Source organism: Flavobacterium hibisci (genome assembly GCF_020026925.1).
GTDB classification, from domain to species: domain Bacteria; phylum Bacteroidota; class Bacteroidia; order Flavobacteriales; family Flavobacteriaceae; genus Flavobacterium; species Flavobacterium hibisci.
Genome location: NZ_JAIQDW010000017.1, coordinates 50,665 through 69,659, shown reverse-complemented (window position 1 = coordinate 69,659; position 18,995 = coordinate 50,665). Strand labels below are relative to the sequence as shown.

Below are 18,995 nucleotides of genomic sequence, written 5' to 3'. Positions count from 1 at the left end.
TTTTTATTAATTGAAATGCTGGAATGTTGCTCGCAAAGTCGCAAAAGCGCAAAGTTTATTTCAAAAACTTAAAAAGAAAACCTTGCGACTTCGCGACTTTGCGAGATTAAAAATTAATTAGAACTTTTTTTCTTTCCTTCAATATTAGGTAAAAATCCGGTAATAACCCCAATCAAAGGCAAAAACGCACAAATTTTAAAAACATATTCGATACTCGTTGCATCAGCAATTTTTCCTAAAACCGCAGAACCCAACCCACCCATTCCGAAAGCAAATCCGAAGAAAAGACCGGCAACTAAACCAACTTTTCCGGGCATTAATTCGGTAGCATAAACCAAAATTGCGGAGAACGCTGATGAAAGTATCAGACCAATAATTACAGATAAAATTCCAACCCAAAATAGTGAAACGTAAGGCAATAAAAGCGTAAATGGTGCAACACCTAGTATAGAAATCCAGATAACATATTTTCTTCCAAACCGATCGCCAATTGGTCCGCCAATCAAAGTTCCTGCAGCAACTGCTCCCGAAAATAAAAATAAATACACCTGCGACTGCTGAATCGAAATATGAAATTTATCAATCAAAAAGAAAGTGTAATAACTCGTAATACTGGCCATGTAGAAATATTTTGAGAAAATCAAAACCAATAAAATAACCATCGAAGCAATTACTCTGTTTTTAGACAAATGATGCGTTTCAATTTTAAGAGCCGATTTATTAGCCATTCTTTCAGCTAAATGTGCTGTGTACCAAAGTGCAATTTTATATAAAGCAAAAATTCCGATCAAAGCAATAAGGCAAAACCACGCAATATAACTTTGACCGTGCGGAATAATTATAAAAGCAGCTAACAAAGGTCCGATGGCACTTCCGGCATTTCCGCCTAACTGAAAGATAGACTGCGCCAGTCCTTTTTTACCACCCGAAGCCAGATGCGCCACACGGGAAGATTCGGGATGGAAAATCGAAGACCCAATTCCGATTAAACTCACAGATAATAAAAGGTAAGTAAAACTCGAAGCAATTGAAACAAGGAATAAACCGGTCATGGTAAAACACATTCCGATAATCAATGAATAAGGTTTCGATTTTTTGTCGGTGTACATTCCCACAAAAGGCTGCAGGATAGAAGCAACAATCTGATAGGTAAAAGTTATAATTCCTATTTGAGAAAAGCTTAAATTGAAATTTGCCTTAAGTAACGGATAAATGGACGGAACCACCGCCTGTAAAAGATCATTGATCAGATGTGAAAAACTGATGATGAATAAGATTGAATACGTGGTTTTTTTGACTATTTCAGGATTAGCTTTAATGGTTTCCATGAGTTATTTTCAGATTTTAAAATGATTTAAAATAACAGCTGTTATTATTTTTTACAAAGGTGAAAAGAAATAGCAATGTCTTAATTACTATATTTGGACAATGAATAACGATGTTCGGACATATAAAGTTGTTGATTTTGGATTCCAAATAAATCCTGAGTTACCAGTTACAGGGTATACCGAAATGGTAACCGATGCTGTTTGTATATCGCATTCGCACCCGCGGGCACAGCTTATTTATGCCACAAGCGGAGTGATGAATGTGGTAGTCGATAATCAGATTTGGGTGGTCAATCCGTTACAGGGACTTTGGATTCCGGGCGGGGTGGAGCATCAGGTTTCGTTTCAGAAAGATGTCAATCTGTATAGCGTTTTTATTGACCCTTCCTTTACAGAAGGACTGCCGACTGCCAGTTTCTCATTTGATATTTCAGTATTTTTAAAACAACTGCTTTTCAAAATCATTTCTTTTGGAACAAATGGGGACATTACACCTGCAAAAAGAAGAATCATCCATGTGTTTCTGGATGAACTCGCCTTAATTGAACCAAGCGCTACTTTTCTGCCTACCACCAATCATGAAAGACTGCAAAAAGTAGTCGAACTTTTACTTAACGATGTCGCCAGTAAAAACACGATTGACCATTATGCCGAAATTTCTTTTATGAGCAGCAGAACCTTATCCAGACTATTCATCAAAGAACTCGGAATGAATTTCAGCGACTGGCGTACCCGCTTAAAATTGCTCGAAGCCATAAAACGACTGGGCGAGAAACAATCCATAAAAGAAATCGCACTCGATTTGGGTTACGAAACTGCCAGTGCTTTTATTTATATGTTCAAAAAACACTTGGGCACAACACCTGCTAATTATATTTTAGAAGATCAGAAATTATAATTGTGTTTAAATTAAAATAATAAGCAGTTCTAATTTCAGATAACTTCTTGATCTGACTGTTCAGATATTTCTCTATTTTTAAGTTTACTTTAGGGTTTTATTTTTTGTAGCCCAACAGCTGTTCAAATTGTATTTAAAATTCTTTCAAAACAGCAATTTTTTGTTAATTTCAGGACGGTACAGGATAGTACAGGTTATGAAATGTAAAAGAAACACTTATTTTTAAACCCAAAATATCATTTTATGCGAAATCGATTTCAAAATTTTAAAAAATTATTTGTTTTTACAGTTTTATTTTCCTCCGCTTTAATATTTGCCCAGGAAAATAAGCCTGCCACATGGATTTGGTATCCAGGCGATTTTGAAGTTTGGTTAAGCAATAAAATGCAGGTACGACGTACAGAACGTGAAGCCGTATTTCCACCGCTTTGGCAATATTACAGTCCGTATGCTTTGGTGACTTTTCAAACAGAAGTGGATATTCCGGTGCCAGACGAAGTGAAAATCTACTCTGAAGGGCCTTTTCAATTACTTTTAGATGGTGTTCAGATTTACGGACAGCCAAAATCAATAAAAATTCCTGCAGGGAAACATAAAATTTCCTTTAAAGTTTATAATCAGGAAGTACTGCCGGCTATTTATATTGCTGGTAAGTATGTAAAATCGGATCCATCCTGGAAGGTGACCAACGAAGATAAACTTTGGATTGACGAAAATGGAAAAGGACAGCAATCCGGTACGCCTTGGGTACCTGTTGGTTCCTGGAATTTTAATTCGCCAGAAAATAAACCTTCCGGATTTAAACTGACAACCAAACCTTTGAGTGCGAAAAAAACAGAAAAAATAGGAGCAGGTCAGTTGGTAGATTTTGGTAAAGAAACCTTTGGTTATATTAAAATCCACGGTTTAAAAGGCAAAGGAAAAGTATCGCTTTATTATGGAGAATCCCGTGAAGAAGCCTTAGATTCTGCCAAATGTGAAACCTTAGATCATTTATCTTTTGATGGAAAACAGTCTGAAACTTATACACATGATGGTTCAAAAGCCTTCCGTTATGTTCAGGTACAGGCAGATGCAGGGGTAAAATACGATTCTATTTCGATGCTTTATGAATATCTGCCATTAGACTATCGTGGTGCATTCAAATCTTCAGATCAGGAATTGAATAAAATTTGGGATGTGTCGGCTTACACCATGCATTTAACGTCACGTGAGTTTTTTATAGACGGAATTAAACGCGACCGTTGGGTCTGGTCTGGCGATGCGTATCAAAGTTATTTGATGAATTATTATTTATTCTTTGATTCGGCTTCCGTAGAACGAACGCTGTTGGCACTTCGCGGAAAAGATCCTGTTACGGCTCATGTAAATATCATAATGGATTATTCGCTGTATTGGTTTGTGGGCGTTTACGATTACTATCTGCATACAGGCGATACCAAATTCATTAAAACTTTTTACCCAAGAATGAAATCGCTGATGGAATTCTGCTTAGAAAGAAGAAATAAAAACGGATTCCTGGAACCACTAGAAGGCGATTGGGTTTTTATTGACTGGGCAAACGGATTACCAAAAACCGGTGAGGTTAGTTTTGAGCAAATGCTTTTGGCAAGAAGTTTAGAAGCTATGGCAGTCAGTGCTGAAATTGCAGATCAAAAGGATGACCAGAAAGAATATCAAAAATTAGCTTCGGATTTAAAAACCAAATTATTCGATGTCTTTTGGGATAAGAAAGAAAACGTGATGAAGCACCAGCGTATCGACGGTAAAATGCAGGATATTGTAACCAGATACGCTAATATGTTTGGTATTTTCTTCAATTATTTTGACGAAGAACAAAAACAAAGTATAAAAAATAAGGTATTACTCAATAAAGACGTTCTTCAAATCACAACACCCTACATGCGTTTTTACGAACTGGAAGCCTTGTGTGCTATGGGCGAACAGGATTATGTGCTGAAAGAAATGAAAGACTATTGGGGCGGAATGTTAAAAGAAGGCGCTACTTCTTTTTGGGAAGAATACAACCCAAACAAAAAAGGAAAGGAACATTTAGAGATGTATGGGCGTCCTTATGGGAAAAGCCTTTGCCACGCCTGGGGTTCCAGCCCGATTTATTTGCTGGGAAAATATTATTTGGGTGTAAAACCAACTGCTCCGGGTTATGCTGAATATGAAATCAAACCGAATTTAGGCGGGCAGCAATGGATGGAAGGAAAAGTGCCAACCCCAAACGGAGAAGTCGCTTTGTATGTGAGTAAATCTGAGATTAAGGTAAAAGCCTCTGAAGGCGAAGGAAAATTGATTATTGAGAGTCAAAACAAACCAAAAGCCAGTTCTGGAACGATTACGGAATTGGCAAAGAATAAATACCAGTTAACGGTTCAACCAAATGTGGAATATAAAATAAGTTATAAGGCAATTTAGTCATTACGAGTTTACCCGTCTAGTTTGTCATTTCGACGAAGGAGAAATCTCCGCGACAATATTCGACAAAGAGAGGAAATGCCTTGTGGAGCTTCTTACGGAGATTTCTCCTTCGTCGAAATGACAAGATTGTGGAAATTCAAGAGTCATTAAAATAAAAACCAATGTCATCAAAAAACACAAAATACAATTTCAAATTAAAAACAGCCATTTTCTTTGCGCTGGGATTCTGCATCCAAGCCACAGCCCAAAACACCGCTTGGAAACCAGCTTCATTTGAAATCGTAAAATCAAATTACAAAACTTTCAAAACCACTCAATACGCTCACGTTTTTTCAGGAAGTAAACACAATATTGTCCGTTTAGCTCCGGAATTGCAAGGTTTGACCGGTATAGAACTTCCTTTGGAAAAATATAAAAACGGTAGCAATTCGCCTTTGCAGTTAAAATTCAAAGAACCGGTTCAGCTTTTGATTGGTGTTTTTCAGGAGACAAATAACAAGGAATATCTTCAGCAGAATGCATTAGAAAACGGCAAATTGATTTTGGAGAATGGAGTTACAATCACAGGTTTAGCTCCAGTAAATGTGTATGCCATTGCTTTCGCAAAAGGAAAGCACACGATTCTGCCAAATGCAAAAGGATTGTTTGCCATTTTGGGAGTAATAAAAAACAATCAGGAATTGGTTTCCAGAAATGCCGAATTATTAGACGGGAAATTGTGGAATCCAACTTACATCATTGAAGGATTCTCCGATGAAAAACCGCTTTTTGAAATCATTGGCGGAGAAAATAAACCCGTTATCGACGAAGGAATGCCCGGAACAGAAGGAATTCAGGGAGGTTTTGAAGGTGGACGGGTGGTAAAAGTAGGAGATACGTATCATATGTTTCCAACCGAAAGAGCAGGAGAAAAAGGCGTTGATTATTATTATGATCGTGTAAAAACTAAAATCGGACATTGGACAAGTAAAGATGCGATTCACTGGAAAAGAGAATCAACCATTTATCAGGCAAGTGGAACTTATGCCGTAACAGAAGATGATAATCCGATGAACGACCGTCGTGGTGCTATTTGGTCGTATATGCCGGTTTTCAACGAAAAAGCAAACAAATGGTACGGCTATTATTTAGCCTATACCGTCCATAAAGAAATTCAGCCAAATCATTCATTTGGAAGGATTTGGCGTTGTGAATCGACAGTAGAAGGCATCAACGGAATTGGCGGTCCATACAAAGATATGGGAATCATTATCGAACCGGGATTGGATTCCCAGCCTTGGGAAGGACGTCAGGGAGTGGCTTCTTTTTTTCCGTATAAAGTTGGAGATAAGTGGTTCGGATTTTACAGCGGTGCTTACCCGTTTGAATCCTGGGCAGATTATCCAAAGAAATCAGGAAAAGGCTGGTTTGTGGCTTTAGCAGAATCCAAAAGTTTAGAAGGGCCTTGGACAAGATTGAATAAAGGTTTGGAACCGATAAAAACGATACATCCGCAATTTGTTGAAAACCCAATTGTAAGTCAATTACCAAACGGTTTGTACATCGCGATTTTCGACGGAGGACCGGAAGGCTGGGGACATCATTTACCAAATATGATTGCGTATTCATTATCAGCAGACGGCGTTAATTGGGCAGAAGCACACTATTTACCAATTGAAACGAAAGTAGACAAATGGTGGGATATCATGAGAACTCCGTTATGCCTAATTCCAGAAGGAAATGACGTTTATACTATAGTTTATAATGCAATCGATTTAAAAAGAAGATTTCATCCAACAGGAATGGTAAAGGTAAAATTGAACAAAGATGTGATGGAGTCGAAGTTAAAAGAATTGAAAAAATAATTGAGCATAAATAGAACGCAGATGACGCGGATTTACTTCGTAAAACGCTGATTTGCACAGATTTTATTTTAGTTAAAGAAATAGATTAAAGTTTCCCGCAGATTTTGTAGATCAAGCAGATAAAAAAATCAGCTAAATCTGCGATAGAAAAAAATCCGTCGTAATCCGTGTCTTTACGAAGTAAATCCGCGTCATCCGCGTGCCAAAAACATAGACAACCAAAATGAAAATTAAATATCTAATCTTAACCATTTCAACACTTGTAATAGCAAGTTGCGCCACTAAATACAAAAAAAGAGAAATCAACGAAACCGTAATGCAGGAGATTTACAACGAAATCAAAACGCCTTACAAATACGGTTTGGTAATGGTGCCAACCGACAACTCTTATAAAATGGATTGTCCGAGCGTGTTTAGAAAAGACGGCAAATGGTACATGACGTATTTAATTTATGATGGAAGAGGATATGAAACCTGGTTAGCAGAAAGTGATAATTTACTAGACTGGAAACATTTGGGAAAAGTAATGTCATTCTCAGAAAACGAAAAACACTGGGATGTCAATCAAAAAGCGGGCTATATTTCATTGCAGGACCCAACCTGGGGCGGAAGCTACGAATGGGAAAAATACGATGACAAATACTGGATGAGTTATTTTGGCGGAGACAGCAAAGGTTACGAAGCAGGCGTTTTATCAATCGGAATGGCTTATACCAAAGAAGCGCCGACAAAACCACACGAATTTCAGAGATTAGAAAATCCGGTTTTAACGCCAAAAGACAAAGACGCTAAATGGTGGGATAATAGTACAATGTACAAAAACAGTGTGATTCGAGATAAAGATAAAGTAACAGGACACAATTTTATCATGTATTATAATGCCCGTGGTGACAGCATAAATCCTGCAAAAGGCGCTGAGCGTATTGCAATGGCAGTATCAAACGATATGAAAGAATGGAAACGTTATGGCGATAAACCTTTAATCAATCATCATAAAGGAATCTCAGGAGATGCTTATATTCAGCGTATTAATGATACTTGGGTAATGTTTTATTTCGGAGCTTTTTGGACGGGTTGGAATCAAGGTGCATTTAACCGTTTCGCCGTTTCGAATGATTTAGTAAACTGGATCGACTGGAAAGGAGAAGATTTAGTGAAATCATCTGAACCTTACGATGATATGTTTGCTCATAAATCGTTTGTGGTAAAACATGATGGTGTTGTGTATCATTTTTATTGTGCCGTAAACAAAGCAGAACAAAGAGGAATCGCAATTGCAACTTCTAAAGATTTAGGAAAAAGTAAATTGAATTTTGTGGCTCCGCCGGAGAAAAAGGGGAAAGAGTAGTTATGAGTCAGAAGTTAAGAGTTGGAAACCTAACAGGTTTTTAAGACCTGTTAAGTCTAATAACCACAAAATAAAACATCCAGTTTGTCATTTCGAGGAACGAGAAATCACACTCGTAACCACAAAGATTTTCGATTATAATTACGGAATTTCTAGTGTGATTTCTCCCTTCGGTCGAAATGACAAATAAAACTAAAAATAAAATAATGTTTCAACCAATTCAAAATAATCACTTTTCAAGGTTTCGATTTTCGATACCAAAATCAGTATTCACATTTTACATCTTACTTTTTACAATTTCCACAAACGCCCAATCCGTAACAGGGGAACCTGCAGGAGTTCCAGAACTTCATAAAAAATACGAATTTGCGCCGTGGGAAGATCCAACAGTTACAAGCATTAACAGACAGCCATCAAGAGCAACTGCATATTCCTACACAAGTGTTGAAGACGCATTAAAAGGCGACAGAACCAAAAGCCGAATCCAAATGCTTAATGGCGATTGGAACTTTAAATATGCGGTAAACTTAAAAGAAGCGAATAAAGATTTCTATAAAAATACGGTTTCTGGCTGGGATAAAATCGAAGTGCCTTCCAACTGGGAAATGAAAGGCTACGATAACCCGATTTACAAAAGTGCGGTGTATCCGTTCCGACCAATAAATCCGCCATACATTCCGAAAGATTATAACGGAGTTGGTTCCTACCAAAGAAGTTTTACCGTTCCTGAAAACTGGAAAGATATGACGATTACGTTACATTTTGGAGCTGTAAGTTCTGGTTTTGAAGTTTGGTTAAACGGAGAATTTTTGGGCTACGGAGAAGACAGTTTTCTGCCGTCGGAATTTGATATTACACCTTATTTGAAAGCAGGAGAAAATGTAGTTTCGGTTCGTGTAATTCGTTGGACGGATGGTTCTTATTTAGAAGATCAGGATCACTGGCGTATGAGCGGCATCCAACGTGAAGTTTTTATTATGGCTGAGCCAAAATTACGCATTCAGGATTTCTTTGTTCAAACTAAATTAGACAAAGAATACAAAGACGCGATTTTCAAATTAAGACCAAAAGTTGAAAACCTGACAGGAGAAAGAATTAAAGATTATACGATGAATGTTCAGTTGTACGATGCCAATAATACGGCAATGTTCAAAGAACCCCTTCAAAGACCTGTGATCGATTTAATCAACGAAAGTTACCCTCGTCTGGATAATGTTCGTTTCGGATTCTTCCAAGAAAACATCAAAAATCCGAAGAAATGGAGTTCAGAAGAGCCGAATTTATATACGATGGTCATTTCGATAAAAGACAAAAACGGAAATGTTACAGAAGCAAAAAGCTGTAAAGTTGGTTTTCGTTCAATAGAATTCTCGAAAGAAAACGGAAAAATGCTCATCAACGGAAAAGAAACTTACGTTTATGGTGTAAACCGTCACGATCATCATCCAACAAGAGGAAAAGCTGTTACAAGAGAAGATATCAAGCAGGATATTACGACAATTAAAAAGTTCAATTTCAATTTTATTCGTACAAGCCATTATCCAAACGACCCTTATTTTTACGAATTATGCGATCAATACGGGATTATGGTTATGGACGAAGCCAATCAGGAAACACACGGAATTGGCGGTAAATTAAGCAACGATCCAAAATGGACCAACGCTTATTTAGAGCGTATGACCCGAATGGTCGAAAGAGATAAAAACCATCCATCGGTTGTAATGTGGAGTTTGGGTAACGAGGGAGGAAAAGGACCAAATCACGCAGCAATGTCGGGTTGGGTTCACGATTTCGATATTACGCGTCCCGTACATTATGAACCAGCGCAAGGAAATGCAAAATTGGACGGTTACATCGATCCGCTTGATCCGAGATATCCAAAAACTATCGATCATGCTTACCGATTCGAAAATCCGCAAGATGATTCATATGTCGATATGGTGAGCCGTTTTTATCCGGGTGTTTTCACACCGAAATTTTTAGTAGATCAAAAGAAAGATACACGTCCTATTATTTTCGTAGAATATTCTCATGCGATGGGGAATTCAGTTGGAAATTTAAAAGAATTATGGGATGAATTCCGTTCGCTTCCAAGAGTTATCGGAGGTTGTATTTGGGAATTCAAAGATCAGGGAATCGTGAAATATGATTCCAGATCTGGACAGAATTATTTTGCTCACGGCGGAGATTTTGGCGAAAAATACCATGATGGAAACTTCAACACAAAAGGAATTGTAGATTCTAACGGAAAACCAAAAGGCTCGATTTTTGAGAATAAATGGGTCTATCAGCCAGCGATTTCAACTTTAAATGGAAATATTTTAGAAATAAAAAATCGCAGTGCTGTAAAATCTTTAGAAAGCTATATTCCGGTTTTAAAAGTTTTAGAAAACGGAAACGTAATCAAATCTCAAATTTTAAAACCATTAAAAGTAGAAGCAGGACAATCGACAACTTTAGACATTGGCTCTTATCTTCCAAAAATGAAAGCAGATGCAGAGTACATTTTGAATATCGAATTCCAGCTTTCAGCAGATGAACTTTGGGCTTCAAAAGGATATGTTGTTGCCGAAGATCAGTTTCAGCTGAAAAAGAAAGAAGCTTTGGTTTTAAATACTAAAAAAGAATCTTTGAATGTTTCAGAATCTGATTCAGAATTTAAAATCAAAGGAAAGACTTTTGATATTACAATTGGAAAAACAAACGGAGCATTGAGTTCGTATGTTTTCAACGGAGAAGAGCAAGTTTTTGCACCATTGTTGCCTAACTTCGTAAGACCGCTTACAGACAACGACAAACGCGGATGGAAATCGCAAAAGTTGTTGAAACAATGGTACAAAGCAAAACCAAAATTGGTAAATGTAAAAATCGACAAATCGGGTTCTGAAATTAAAGTGATAAGCGATTACGAGATTATAAAAGACAGCGCAAGCGTAAATGTTGTCTACAATATCAGCCCAGACGGAGTGATAAAAGTAGATTACAGTTTGAAAGCTTCACACAAACTGCCAAACATTCCAAAAATCGGAATGCAGATGGGAGTTCAAAGAAAATTCGATCAGATTTCCTGGTACGGAAAAGGAGAATTGGAAAATTACAGTGACAGAAGTTTTGGCTCGTTTGTTGGTAAATATTCACTTCCGATTAATGACTTTATCGAACATTACCCAAAACCACAAGAAAACGGAAACAGATGTGATGTAAGATGGATGGCAGTAACAACGCCTCAGAAAAATCAAGGTTTTATGGTAGTTAACGACACTAAAGTTCTAAGCATGAGCGCTTGGCCTTACACACAAGAAAACCTAAGCGCATCAAGTCATACGTATGATTTAAAAGATCCGGGATTTTTGACGCTAAACATCGATTTAATCCAAATGGGAGTGGGAGGTAACGACAGCTGGACGATTGTAGCACAGCCAATTGAGCAATATCAGATTAAGTCTGGAAATTATCAATATAGTTTTTATTTAACGCCTTTCAGCGGTTCAAAGAATCAGTTGGAAAGTAGTTTGAAGAAGTTTAAGTATTAATGAGGTCATTGCGAGGAACGACGCATCTCATAACGAGAGCAACTAAGTGTGATTGCTTCGTTCCTCGCAATGACAAAACAACCAAAAAATGTTTCAAAAAAAACACCTCTTTTTTATCCTCCTTCTCGCAAGCATCGTCTCTGCGCAGGAAGTCCATAAAAAAGAAACTTTTCAGCCAACACTAGAATCCTCCAAAACTTGGGTGTATTGGTATTGGATGAAATCGGCGTATTCTAAAGCAGGAATCACAGCCGATTTAGAAGCGATGAAACAAAACGGAATTGCAGGTGCCTATTTAATGACTATCAAAGGTCCGGCAAATCCGCCATTGATAGATCCGCCGGTTTTACAGCTGACGCCTGAATTTTGGGACATGATTCATTGGGCTTTTAAAGAGGCCGATCGTTTAGGTTTGAAATTGGCTTTTCACGGAGCAGACGGATTTGCCGTTGCAGGCGGTCCGTGGATTAAACCAGAAATGTCGATGCAAAGAGTGGTTTGGTCAACAACTGAAATTTTAGGAGGAAAAAAAGTCGCTTCAAAACTTCCTGTTCCGAAACATTACAAAGATTATTATAAAGACATTGCGGTTTTTGCAATTCCAATAAAAGAATATCAGACTACTTCTCAGATTCAATTACCAAAAGTAACGACCTCGAACAATTCTGATGCTTCATTTTTGGCTGATCCAAAGAAAGACGAAAACTTCAAGTTTGCAGAGGCAGGCTGGATTCAGTATGAATTTGCACAGCCATTTACCTGCAAATCGATTGTTATTGAAACCAAAGGAAGAGATTATCAGGCACAACGTTTAATTGTGGAAGTAAGTGATGATGGAGTTCATTTTAAATTCCACGAAAGATTGATTGCACCGCGCCACGGTTGGCAGGATATGGATTTCCCGAACACGCATACCATAGCGCCTGTTACAGCAAAATATTTCAGATTTGTTTATGATCCAGTAGGAACAGAACCAGGAGCGGAAGATTTGGATTTTGCCAAATGGAAACAAAATCTGAAAGTGAGTAAAATTACACTTTCAAATCAGTCGTTAATCAATAATTACGAAGGAAAATCGGGAGCCATTTGGCGTTTAACTCCAGAGACAACTGAAAAACAAATTCCGAATACAGATGCATTCAAGAAATCAGAAATCATTAATATTTCGAGTTTTTTTGACACTGATGGAAATTTGAACTGGAAAGCTCCCAAAGGAAAATGGAAAATTATCCGAATGGGGCATACTTCTACAGGACATGAAAATGCGACGGGTGGAGCAGGAAAAGGTTTAGAAGTAGATAAATTTAATCCAGAATTAATCCGTTTTCAATTGGATCATTGGTTTGGAGAAGCCGTTCGTTCTGCTGGTCCAGAACTGGCTTCAAGAGTTTTGGCAATTCTTCATTTTGACAGCTGGGAATGCGGAAGTCAAAATTGGTCTTCGGTTTTTCAAGCTGAATTTAAAAAGAGACGGGGTTATGATATTGTAGAATATCTGCCTGTCATGGCTGGAATTCCAGTAGAAAGTGCCGATTTCTCGGAGAAAGTTTTATACGATGTCAGAAAAACAATTGGCGATTTAATTGCTGATAATTTCTACGGAACTGTCGCTCAAATTGCTAAAGAATATAAGGTTAAATTAAGTTCTGAAAATGTCGCACCAACCATGATTAGTGATGCTCTGTTGCATTATAAATATGTCGATTATCCGGGTGGTGAATTTTGGTTGAAAAGCCCAACTCACGACAAGCCTTTTGATATGGTGGACGCTATTTCGGGCGGACATATTTACGGAAAAGATATTATTCAGGCAGAATCTTTTACAGCTTTGCGAATGGATTGGGACGAACATCCAGGAAATTTAAAAACGACGGCAGACCGCAATTATGCTTTAGGAATCAATCGTTTATTCTACCATGTTTTTGTTCATAATCCGTGGACGGATAGAAAACCGGGAATGACTTTAGATGATATTGGAACTTTTTTCCAAAGAGATCAAACTTGGTGGAAACCTGGAAAAGCTTGGTTTGATTATTGTCAAAGAGTGCAGTTTCAATTGCAAAAAGGAAAACCTGTAATTGATTTGGCGGTTTTTATTGGCGAAGATTTTCCTTCGCGTTCTTTTGTTCCAGATCGTTTGCTGTCTTTTATTCCGAATGTGTTTGGAAAGGATAGATTAGAAAGCGAGAAAATCCGTTTAGAGAATGATGGTCAGCCGACTGCAAAAATGCCGAAAGAAGTTACTTATTCTAAAAACATCACCGATTTATCGCACTGGATTAATCCTTTAAATGGTTATCAATACGATTCTTTCAATGCTGATGTTTTAATCAACAGAGCGAAAGTGGTGAACGGAAAAGTAACTTTTGAAGGCGGAATCGAATACGGAGCTTTACTGTTTCCGGGAAGTCATAAAATGGCGCCGAATAAAATTTTGTCTTTGGCTTCCGCCGAAAAAATCTTGCAATTGTTAAAAGACGGAGCAACGATTTTTGTAGCTGAAAAACCAACGATTCAGCCGGGAATTCAGTCAGAAGCAGATCAGAAGAAATGGCAGCATGTGATTGATGAAATTTGGAATAATGCTAATTCGACTTCATGGAAAATCGGAAAAGGAACGGTTATTAAATTGCCTTATTTAGGAAATGATTTTGCTTCAATCGGAATTACTCAAGATGTTTATTTTCCAAATTTAAATAGAGCCGATTCAGAAACGATTGCCTGGGCGCACCGAAAAGCTGATAGTGAAGAAGTCTATTTTCTTTCTAATCAAAAGGAGCAAAAAAGAATATTTGATGCTTCGTTTAGAATAGCTGGAAAAGTGCCACAATGGTACAATCCCGTTACCGATAAAACTTCAGCTTTCGCCAATTGGAAAATAGAAAACGGAAGAACAATTGTTGCGCTAACTTTAGAGGCTAACGAATCTGGTTTTGTGATTTTTAAAGAAGAAACGAAAGAAATTTTAGCTCAAGGAAAATTAGCTGAATTTGAAAAAGTTCAGGTTTTAGATGAAAACTGGGAACTTCAGTTCGATCCAGAATTTAAAGGTCCGAAAGAAGTTATAAAAACGAATAAACTTTTTGATTGGAGCACTTCAGAAAATCATCAGATCAAATATTACGCAGGAACTGTAGTGTACAAAAAAGAGTTTGTTTGGAAAGGAAAAGAGGCCAGCAAAATCTGGATTGATTTAGGAGAAATTGCCAATATTGCCGAAGTTTCAATTAACGGAAAAGACTGCGGAACGCTTTGGACTTTCCCATTCAAAACAGACATTTCGCAAGCTTTACAAAAAGGAAAAAATACAATCGTAATAAAAGTGACCAATACGTGGGCAAACCGTTTAATTGGTGATCAAAAATTGCCAAAAGAAGAAAGGTTGACATGGACAACAGCACCATTTAGATTGGAAGGAAATCCGTTATTGAAAGCGGGATTATTAGGCCCAGTAAGTATTGTGAAAGAAAAGTAGATAATTTTTTTGCCACAGATTAAAGGATTATTTAATCTGTGAAAAAGAAAAAAATGAATTGCCTCCAGTTTTAACTGGAGGTTTAAAAAGATATAAGATAAGGGCTTTAGCCAAACTAATAATTTGGCTAAAGCCCAATGAAGAAAAACATTTGTAACCTCCAGTTAAAACTGGAGGCAATTAAAAAGAAAACATAATTAGCCACAGATTAAATGATTTTAATGATTAAATAATCCTTTAATCTGTGGCAATAAAAAAATAAATCAAAATGAAAAAATCAATTATTGCTTTTTTAGTAGTTCTAACAAGCCTGCAAATCAATGCAAAAATCAAAATGCCTGCATTGTTTAGTAACAATATGATGCTACAGCAAAAATCGAACGCACCCATTTGGGGCTGGACAGAAAAGAATGCAAATGTTACCATCAAAACATCGTGGAATTCCAAAATCTACAAAACAAAAGCCGATGTTTCCGGTAAATGGAAAACAGCATTGCAAACACCAATTGCAGGCGGACCATTTACAATTGAAGTAACAGAAGGAACGGAAAAAGTAACCATTAAAAACATTTTAGTTGGCGAAGTTTGGCTTTGTTCAGGGCAATCGAATATGGAAATGCCGTTAAAAGGATTTCAGGGACAGCCAGTTAAAAACGGAAACGAAATTATTGTGAGATCAACCAATAAAAACATTCGTATAATTACGGTTCCACGTGCTACGGTTTTAGAACCAAAAGACGATTTTGATGGAAAATGGGAAGAAGCTTCTCCAAAATCAACTTCAAATTTTAGCGCAACGGCTTGGTATTTCGGATCGCTTTTACAGGAAGTTTTAAATGTTCCGGTTGGATTAATTCACGTTTCGTACGGAGGTTCAAGTATGGAAGCGTGGATGAATCAGGAAATGCTGAAAGATTTTGCCAGCGCTAAAATTCCGACAACAAAAGAAGAATTGGCAAAAGATCCAAACAGAGTTCCGACAACGTTGTTTAACGGAATGCTTTCTCCTGTTATTGGTTACGGAATAAAAGGCTGTATTTGGTATCAGGGAGAATCGAATTATGAAAGAGCAAATGAATATACGGCTTTGATGAAAAAAATGGTGAGCAGTTGGAGAACAATGTGGAATCAAGGAGAATTTCCTTTTTATTTCGCTCAGATTGCACCGTTTAACTACGCTTCATTTCATCCAAAAGATTATGTAGAAAAATACAATTCTGCTTATTTGAGAGAAGCACAGTTTAAGGCTTCAAAAGAAATTCCAAATTCGGGAATGGCAGTTTTAATGGACGTTGGGGAAGAAAATAACATTCATCCAATGGACAAGGAAAAAGGGGGGAACCGTTTGGCTTTTCAGGCTTTGGCGAGAACGTACGGAATTGAAGGTTTCGAATTTGAAAGTCCGAAATACAAATCAATGGAAATAAAAGACGGTACTGTAACTGTTTCTTTTGATAATGTTGAAAACGGAATTACGTCTTATGACAAAGAAGTGGAAGGTTTTGAAATAGCAGGCGAAGACAAAGTTTTTTATCCTGCAAAAGCGGTTGTAAGAAGAAAATCGGTGGTTTTGACTTCTGATAAAGTTGCCAAACCTGTTGCAATACGTTATTTATGGAAAGATTTCGCAAAAGCGGAACTATTTAGCGGAGGAGGTTTGCCGGTTTCTTCGTTTAGAACCGATGAATGGTAATACGTATGAGGCTCCTGCAAGGTTTTTAAAACCTTGTAGGTGTCTGATTTAGAATTTAAAAGTGTAAAAATAAATACCTACAAGGTTTTGAAAACCTTGCAGGAGAGCTAAAAAATGAAATACATAAAATACATATTTCTCTTCACTACGCTTTGCCTTAAAGCGCAGATTCCAACGCTTGAAAATTACAATCAAGTATGGACAACACAAAGCACAAATTCATCCGAATCTATGCCATTGGGAGGCGGTGATATTGGTATGAATGTCTGGGTGGAGAAAGGAGATTTGTATTTCTATTTTTCGCGAAGCGGTACTTTTGACGAACATAATACTTTATTGAAATTAGGAAGAGTAAAAGTGACTTTAACGCCAAATCCGTTTGAGGGGGCAGCAGGTTTTCATCAGGAGTTAAAACTCAAAGATGGTTATATTTTGGTTGGCCAAAATGATACCAAAATCAAACTTTGGGTCGATGTTTTCAAACCGATTATCCATGTCGATTTGGAAAGTAAAAATCCACTGCAAATGACGGCTTCTTACGAAAGTTGGCGTCATCAAAACCGTATTTCAAAAGGAAAAGAAAATAATGCCAATTCCTATAAATGGGCGCCTCAAGGGGATCTTGTCAATTTTAAAGATTCGATTGCTTTTGAAAATAACGGACTTAAATTTTATCACCGAAATCGTGAACAAACCGTTTTCGATGTTGCTGTAAAACAACAGAAAATGGAATCAGTTAAAGACCAAATGATGAATCCGATTGCCAATCTAACTTTCGGCGGATTCATGAAAGGTGATAACCTAAAACCGGATGGAACTTATTTAGGAAAATATCAGGATACCGATTTTAAAGGTTTTAATTTAACGAGCGTAAAACCTTCAAAAAAACATTCGCTAGAAATTTATTTAAACACCAATCAATCTGATTTTTCAACTTGGAATAATGGATTGAAAAGTTTGATTGCTGAAAATAAAAATACAGCAAAACAAGTAGAAAAAAACACGATAAAATGGTGGAATAATTTCTGGAACCGCAGTTTTATTTTTATACAAAAAAATCAATCGATTGAGAAAGATTCGGTTTATCAAATCGGACAGAATTATCAGTTGTTTCGATACATGTTAGGATGTAATGCGTATGGGAAATATCCAACGAAATTCAATGGTGGATTGTTTACAGTTGATCCTGTTCATACGAATAAAGACTTAAATTTTACACCCGATTTTAGAAATTGGGGAGGTGGAACGATGACGGCTCAAAACCAGCGATTGGTTTATTTTCCGATGGTAAAAAGTGGTGATTTTGATATGATGAAATCGCAATTGGATTATTATGTAAGTCTTCAAAAAAATGCCGAATTACGAAGTAAAGTATATTGGAAACACAACGGAGCATCGTTCACAGAACAATTAGAAAATTTCGGATTGCCAAATCCGGCAGAATACGAATGGAAACGTCCTGCCGATTACGATCCGGGAATGGAATACAATGCCTGGCTGGAATACGAATGGGACACTGTTTTAGAATTCTGTCAAATGATGTTGCAGCAGAAAGAATATGCTAAAGAAGACATTCAGAAATACAATTCATTTATAATTAGTTGTCTTCGATTTTTTGATGAACATTACCAATATTTAGCGAAACAAAGAGGAAGAAAAGCACTAGATGGAAACGGAAAATTGGTTCTTTTTCCAGGTTCAGCGGCTGAAACGTATAAAATGACGAATAATTCAAATAGCACGATTTCGGCTTTGCAAGTTATTACAGAAAGCCTTTTAAACCTTTCGGCGAATGAATTGTCAAAAGAAGATGTTGAATATTTAAAAGCATTTCAAAATAGAATTCCGCCTTTGAATTTTGGGCAGATTGAAAATCATAAAATGTTGCTTCCTGCTAAAACATGGGAGCGGGTTAACAATACTGAAATACCGCAATTGTATCCCGTTTATCCTTGGGGAATTTTTGGAATTGGAAAACCTGATTTAGAAACGGCTTTGAATACATGGAAATACGATCCTGATGCTTTAAAATTCAGAAGTCACATCGGTTGGAAACAGGATAATATTTTCGCAGCCCGTTTAGGTTTGACAGAAGAAGCAATGAAATATAATCTGCTAAAAATGGCTAATTCAGAAACACGTTTTCCGGCATTTTGGGGTCCCGGATTTGACTGGGTTCCGGATCATAACTGGGGCGGTTCGGGAATGATTGGGATGCAGGAAATGCTTTTGCAGGAAGCTGATGGAAAAATCTATCTTTTTCCGGCCTGGCCCAAAGAATGGAATGTTCATTTTAAGTTACATGCCAAACAAAATACAACAATTGAAGCCGAGCTGATTAATGGAGAAGTAAAGGTTTTAAAAGTAATTCCGGAAGAAAGAAAAAAAGACATTATTAATCTGTTAGGGATTTCAACAGAAGAAAAGAAAAAATTAAACTAACTAT

The 18,995-nt window shown here is 37.1% G+C and carries 9 protein-coding genes; 8 read left to right on the top strand and 1 reads right to left on the bottom strand.

Annotated elements, in window-relative coordinates:
• Positions 1-113: 113 nt before the first annotated feature.
• Positions 114-1,328, bottom strand: a complete 1,215-nt coding sequence (locus K8B81_RS16120) for an MFS transporter (protein WP_223682589.1) — start codon at positions 1,326-1,328, stop codon at positions 114-116.
• A 100-nt stretch (positions 1,329-1,428) separates the two neighbouring features.
• On the opposite strand from K8B81_RS16120, the gene K8B81_RS16115 reads away from it, so the two are divergent.
• The 8 genes from K8B81_RS16115 to K8B81_RS16080 all read left to right on the top strand — a co-directional run bounded on the left by K8B81_RS16115 (position 1,429) and on the right by K8B81_RS16080 (position 18,991).
• The gene (locus K8B81_RS16115) at positions 1,429-2,226 is read left to right on the top strand and encodes an AraC family transcriptional regulator (RefSeq protein ID WP_223682588.1); all 798 of its coding nucleotides are present in this window, start codon (positions 1,429-1,431) and stop codon (positions 2,224-2,226) included.
• Between the two features lie 243 nt (positions 2,227-2,469).
• A complete protein-coding gene (locus K8B81_RS16110; protein WP_223682587.1) occupies positions 2,470-4,653 on the top strand; it encodes an alpha-L-rhamnosidase-related protein in 2,184 nt (727 codons plus the stop codon).
• 164 nt (positions 4,654-4,817) lie between these two features.
• Complete coding sequence (locus tag K8B81_RS16105) at positions 4,818-6,500, top strand: glycoside hydrolase family protein (protein ID WP_223682586.1); 1,683 nt, start codon at positions 4,818-4,820, stop codon at positions 6,498-6,500.
• Positions 6,501-6,723: 223 nt separating this feature from the next.
• Positions 6,724-7,848 (top strand): glycoside hydrolase family protein, encoded by a 1,125-nt coding sequence (locus tag K8B81_RS16100; protein ID WP_223682585.1) that lies wholly within the window; start codon positions 6,724-6,726, stop codon positions 7,846-7,848.
• Positions 7,849-8,054: 206 nt separating this feature from the next.
• On the top strand, positions 8,055-11,381 hold the full coding sequence (locus tag K8B81_RS16095; RefSeq protein WP_223682584.1) for a glycoside hydrolase family 2 TIM barrel-domain containing protein: 3,327 nt from the start codon (positions 8,055-8,057) through the stop codon (positions 11,379-11,381).
• An 88-nt stretch (positions 11,382-11,469) separates the two neighbouring features.
• A complete protein-coding gene (locus tag K8B81_RS16090; RefSeq protein WP_223682583.1) occupies positions 11,470-14,856 on the top strand; it encodes a glycosyl hydrolase in 3,387 nt (1,128 codons plus the stop codon).
• 268 nt (positions 14,857-15,124) lie between these two features.
• Positions 15,125-16,549: a sialate O-acetylesterase gene (locus tag K8B81_RS16085; RefSeq protein WP_223682582.1), complete on the top strand. Its 1,425-nt coding sequence runs from the start codon at positions 15,125-15,127 to the stop codon at positions 16,547-16,549.
• Between the two features lie 114 nt (positions 16,550-16,663).
• Positions 16,664-18,991 carry a DUF5703 domain-containing protein gene (locus tag K8B81_RS16080; RefSeq protein WP_223682581.1) on the top strand — a complete coding sequence of 776 codons (2,328 nt, stop codon included), beginning with the start codon at positions 16,664-16,666 and terminating at the stop codon, positions 18,989-18,991.
• The last annotated feature ends 4 nt before the right edge of the window (positions 18,992-18,995 follow it).

What these genes read in the sequence shown, in the direction of transcription:
- K8B81_RS16090 (WP_223682583.1), top strand. Translation starts at nt 11,470, where the DNA reads ATGTTTCAAAAAAAACACCTCTTTTTTATCCTCCTTCTCGCAAGCATC.
- K8B81_RS16120 (WP_223682589.1), bottom strand. Translation starts at nt 1,328, where the DNA reads ATGGAAACCATTAAAGCTAATCCTGAAATAGTCAAAAAAACCACGTAT.
- K8B81_RS16080 (WP_223682581.1), top strand. Translation starts at nt 16,664, where the DNA reads ATGAAATACATAAAATACATATTTCTCTTCACTACGCTTTGCCTTAAA.
- K8B81_RS16110 (WP_223682587.1), top strand. Translation starts at nt 2,470, where the DNA reads ATGCGAAATCGATTTCAAAATTTTAAAAAATTATTTGTTTTTACAGTT.
- K8B81_RS16085 (WP_223682582.1), top strand. Translation starts at nt 15,125, where the DNA reads ATGAAAAAATCAATTATTGCTTTTTTAGTAGTTCTAACAAGCCTGCAA.
- K8B81_RS16100 (WP_223682585.1), top strand. Translation starts at nt 6,724, where the DNA reads ATGAAAATTAAATATCTAATCTTAACCATTTCAACACTTGTAATAGCA.
- K8B81_RS16095 (WP_223682584.1), top strand. Translation starts at nt 8,055, where the DNA reads ATGTTTCAACCAATTCAAAATAATCACTTTTCAAGGTTTCGATTTTCG.
- K8B81_RS16105 (WP_223682586.1), top strand. Translation starts at nt 4,818, where the DNA reads ATGTCATCAAAAAACACAAAATACAATTTCAAATTAAAAACAGCCATT.
- K8B81_RS16115 (WP_223682588.1), top strand. Translation starts at nt 1,429, where the DNA reads ATGAATAACGATGTTCGGACATATAAAGTTGTTGATTTTGGATTCCAA.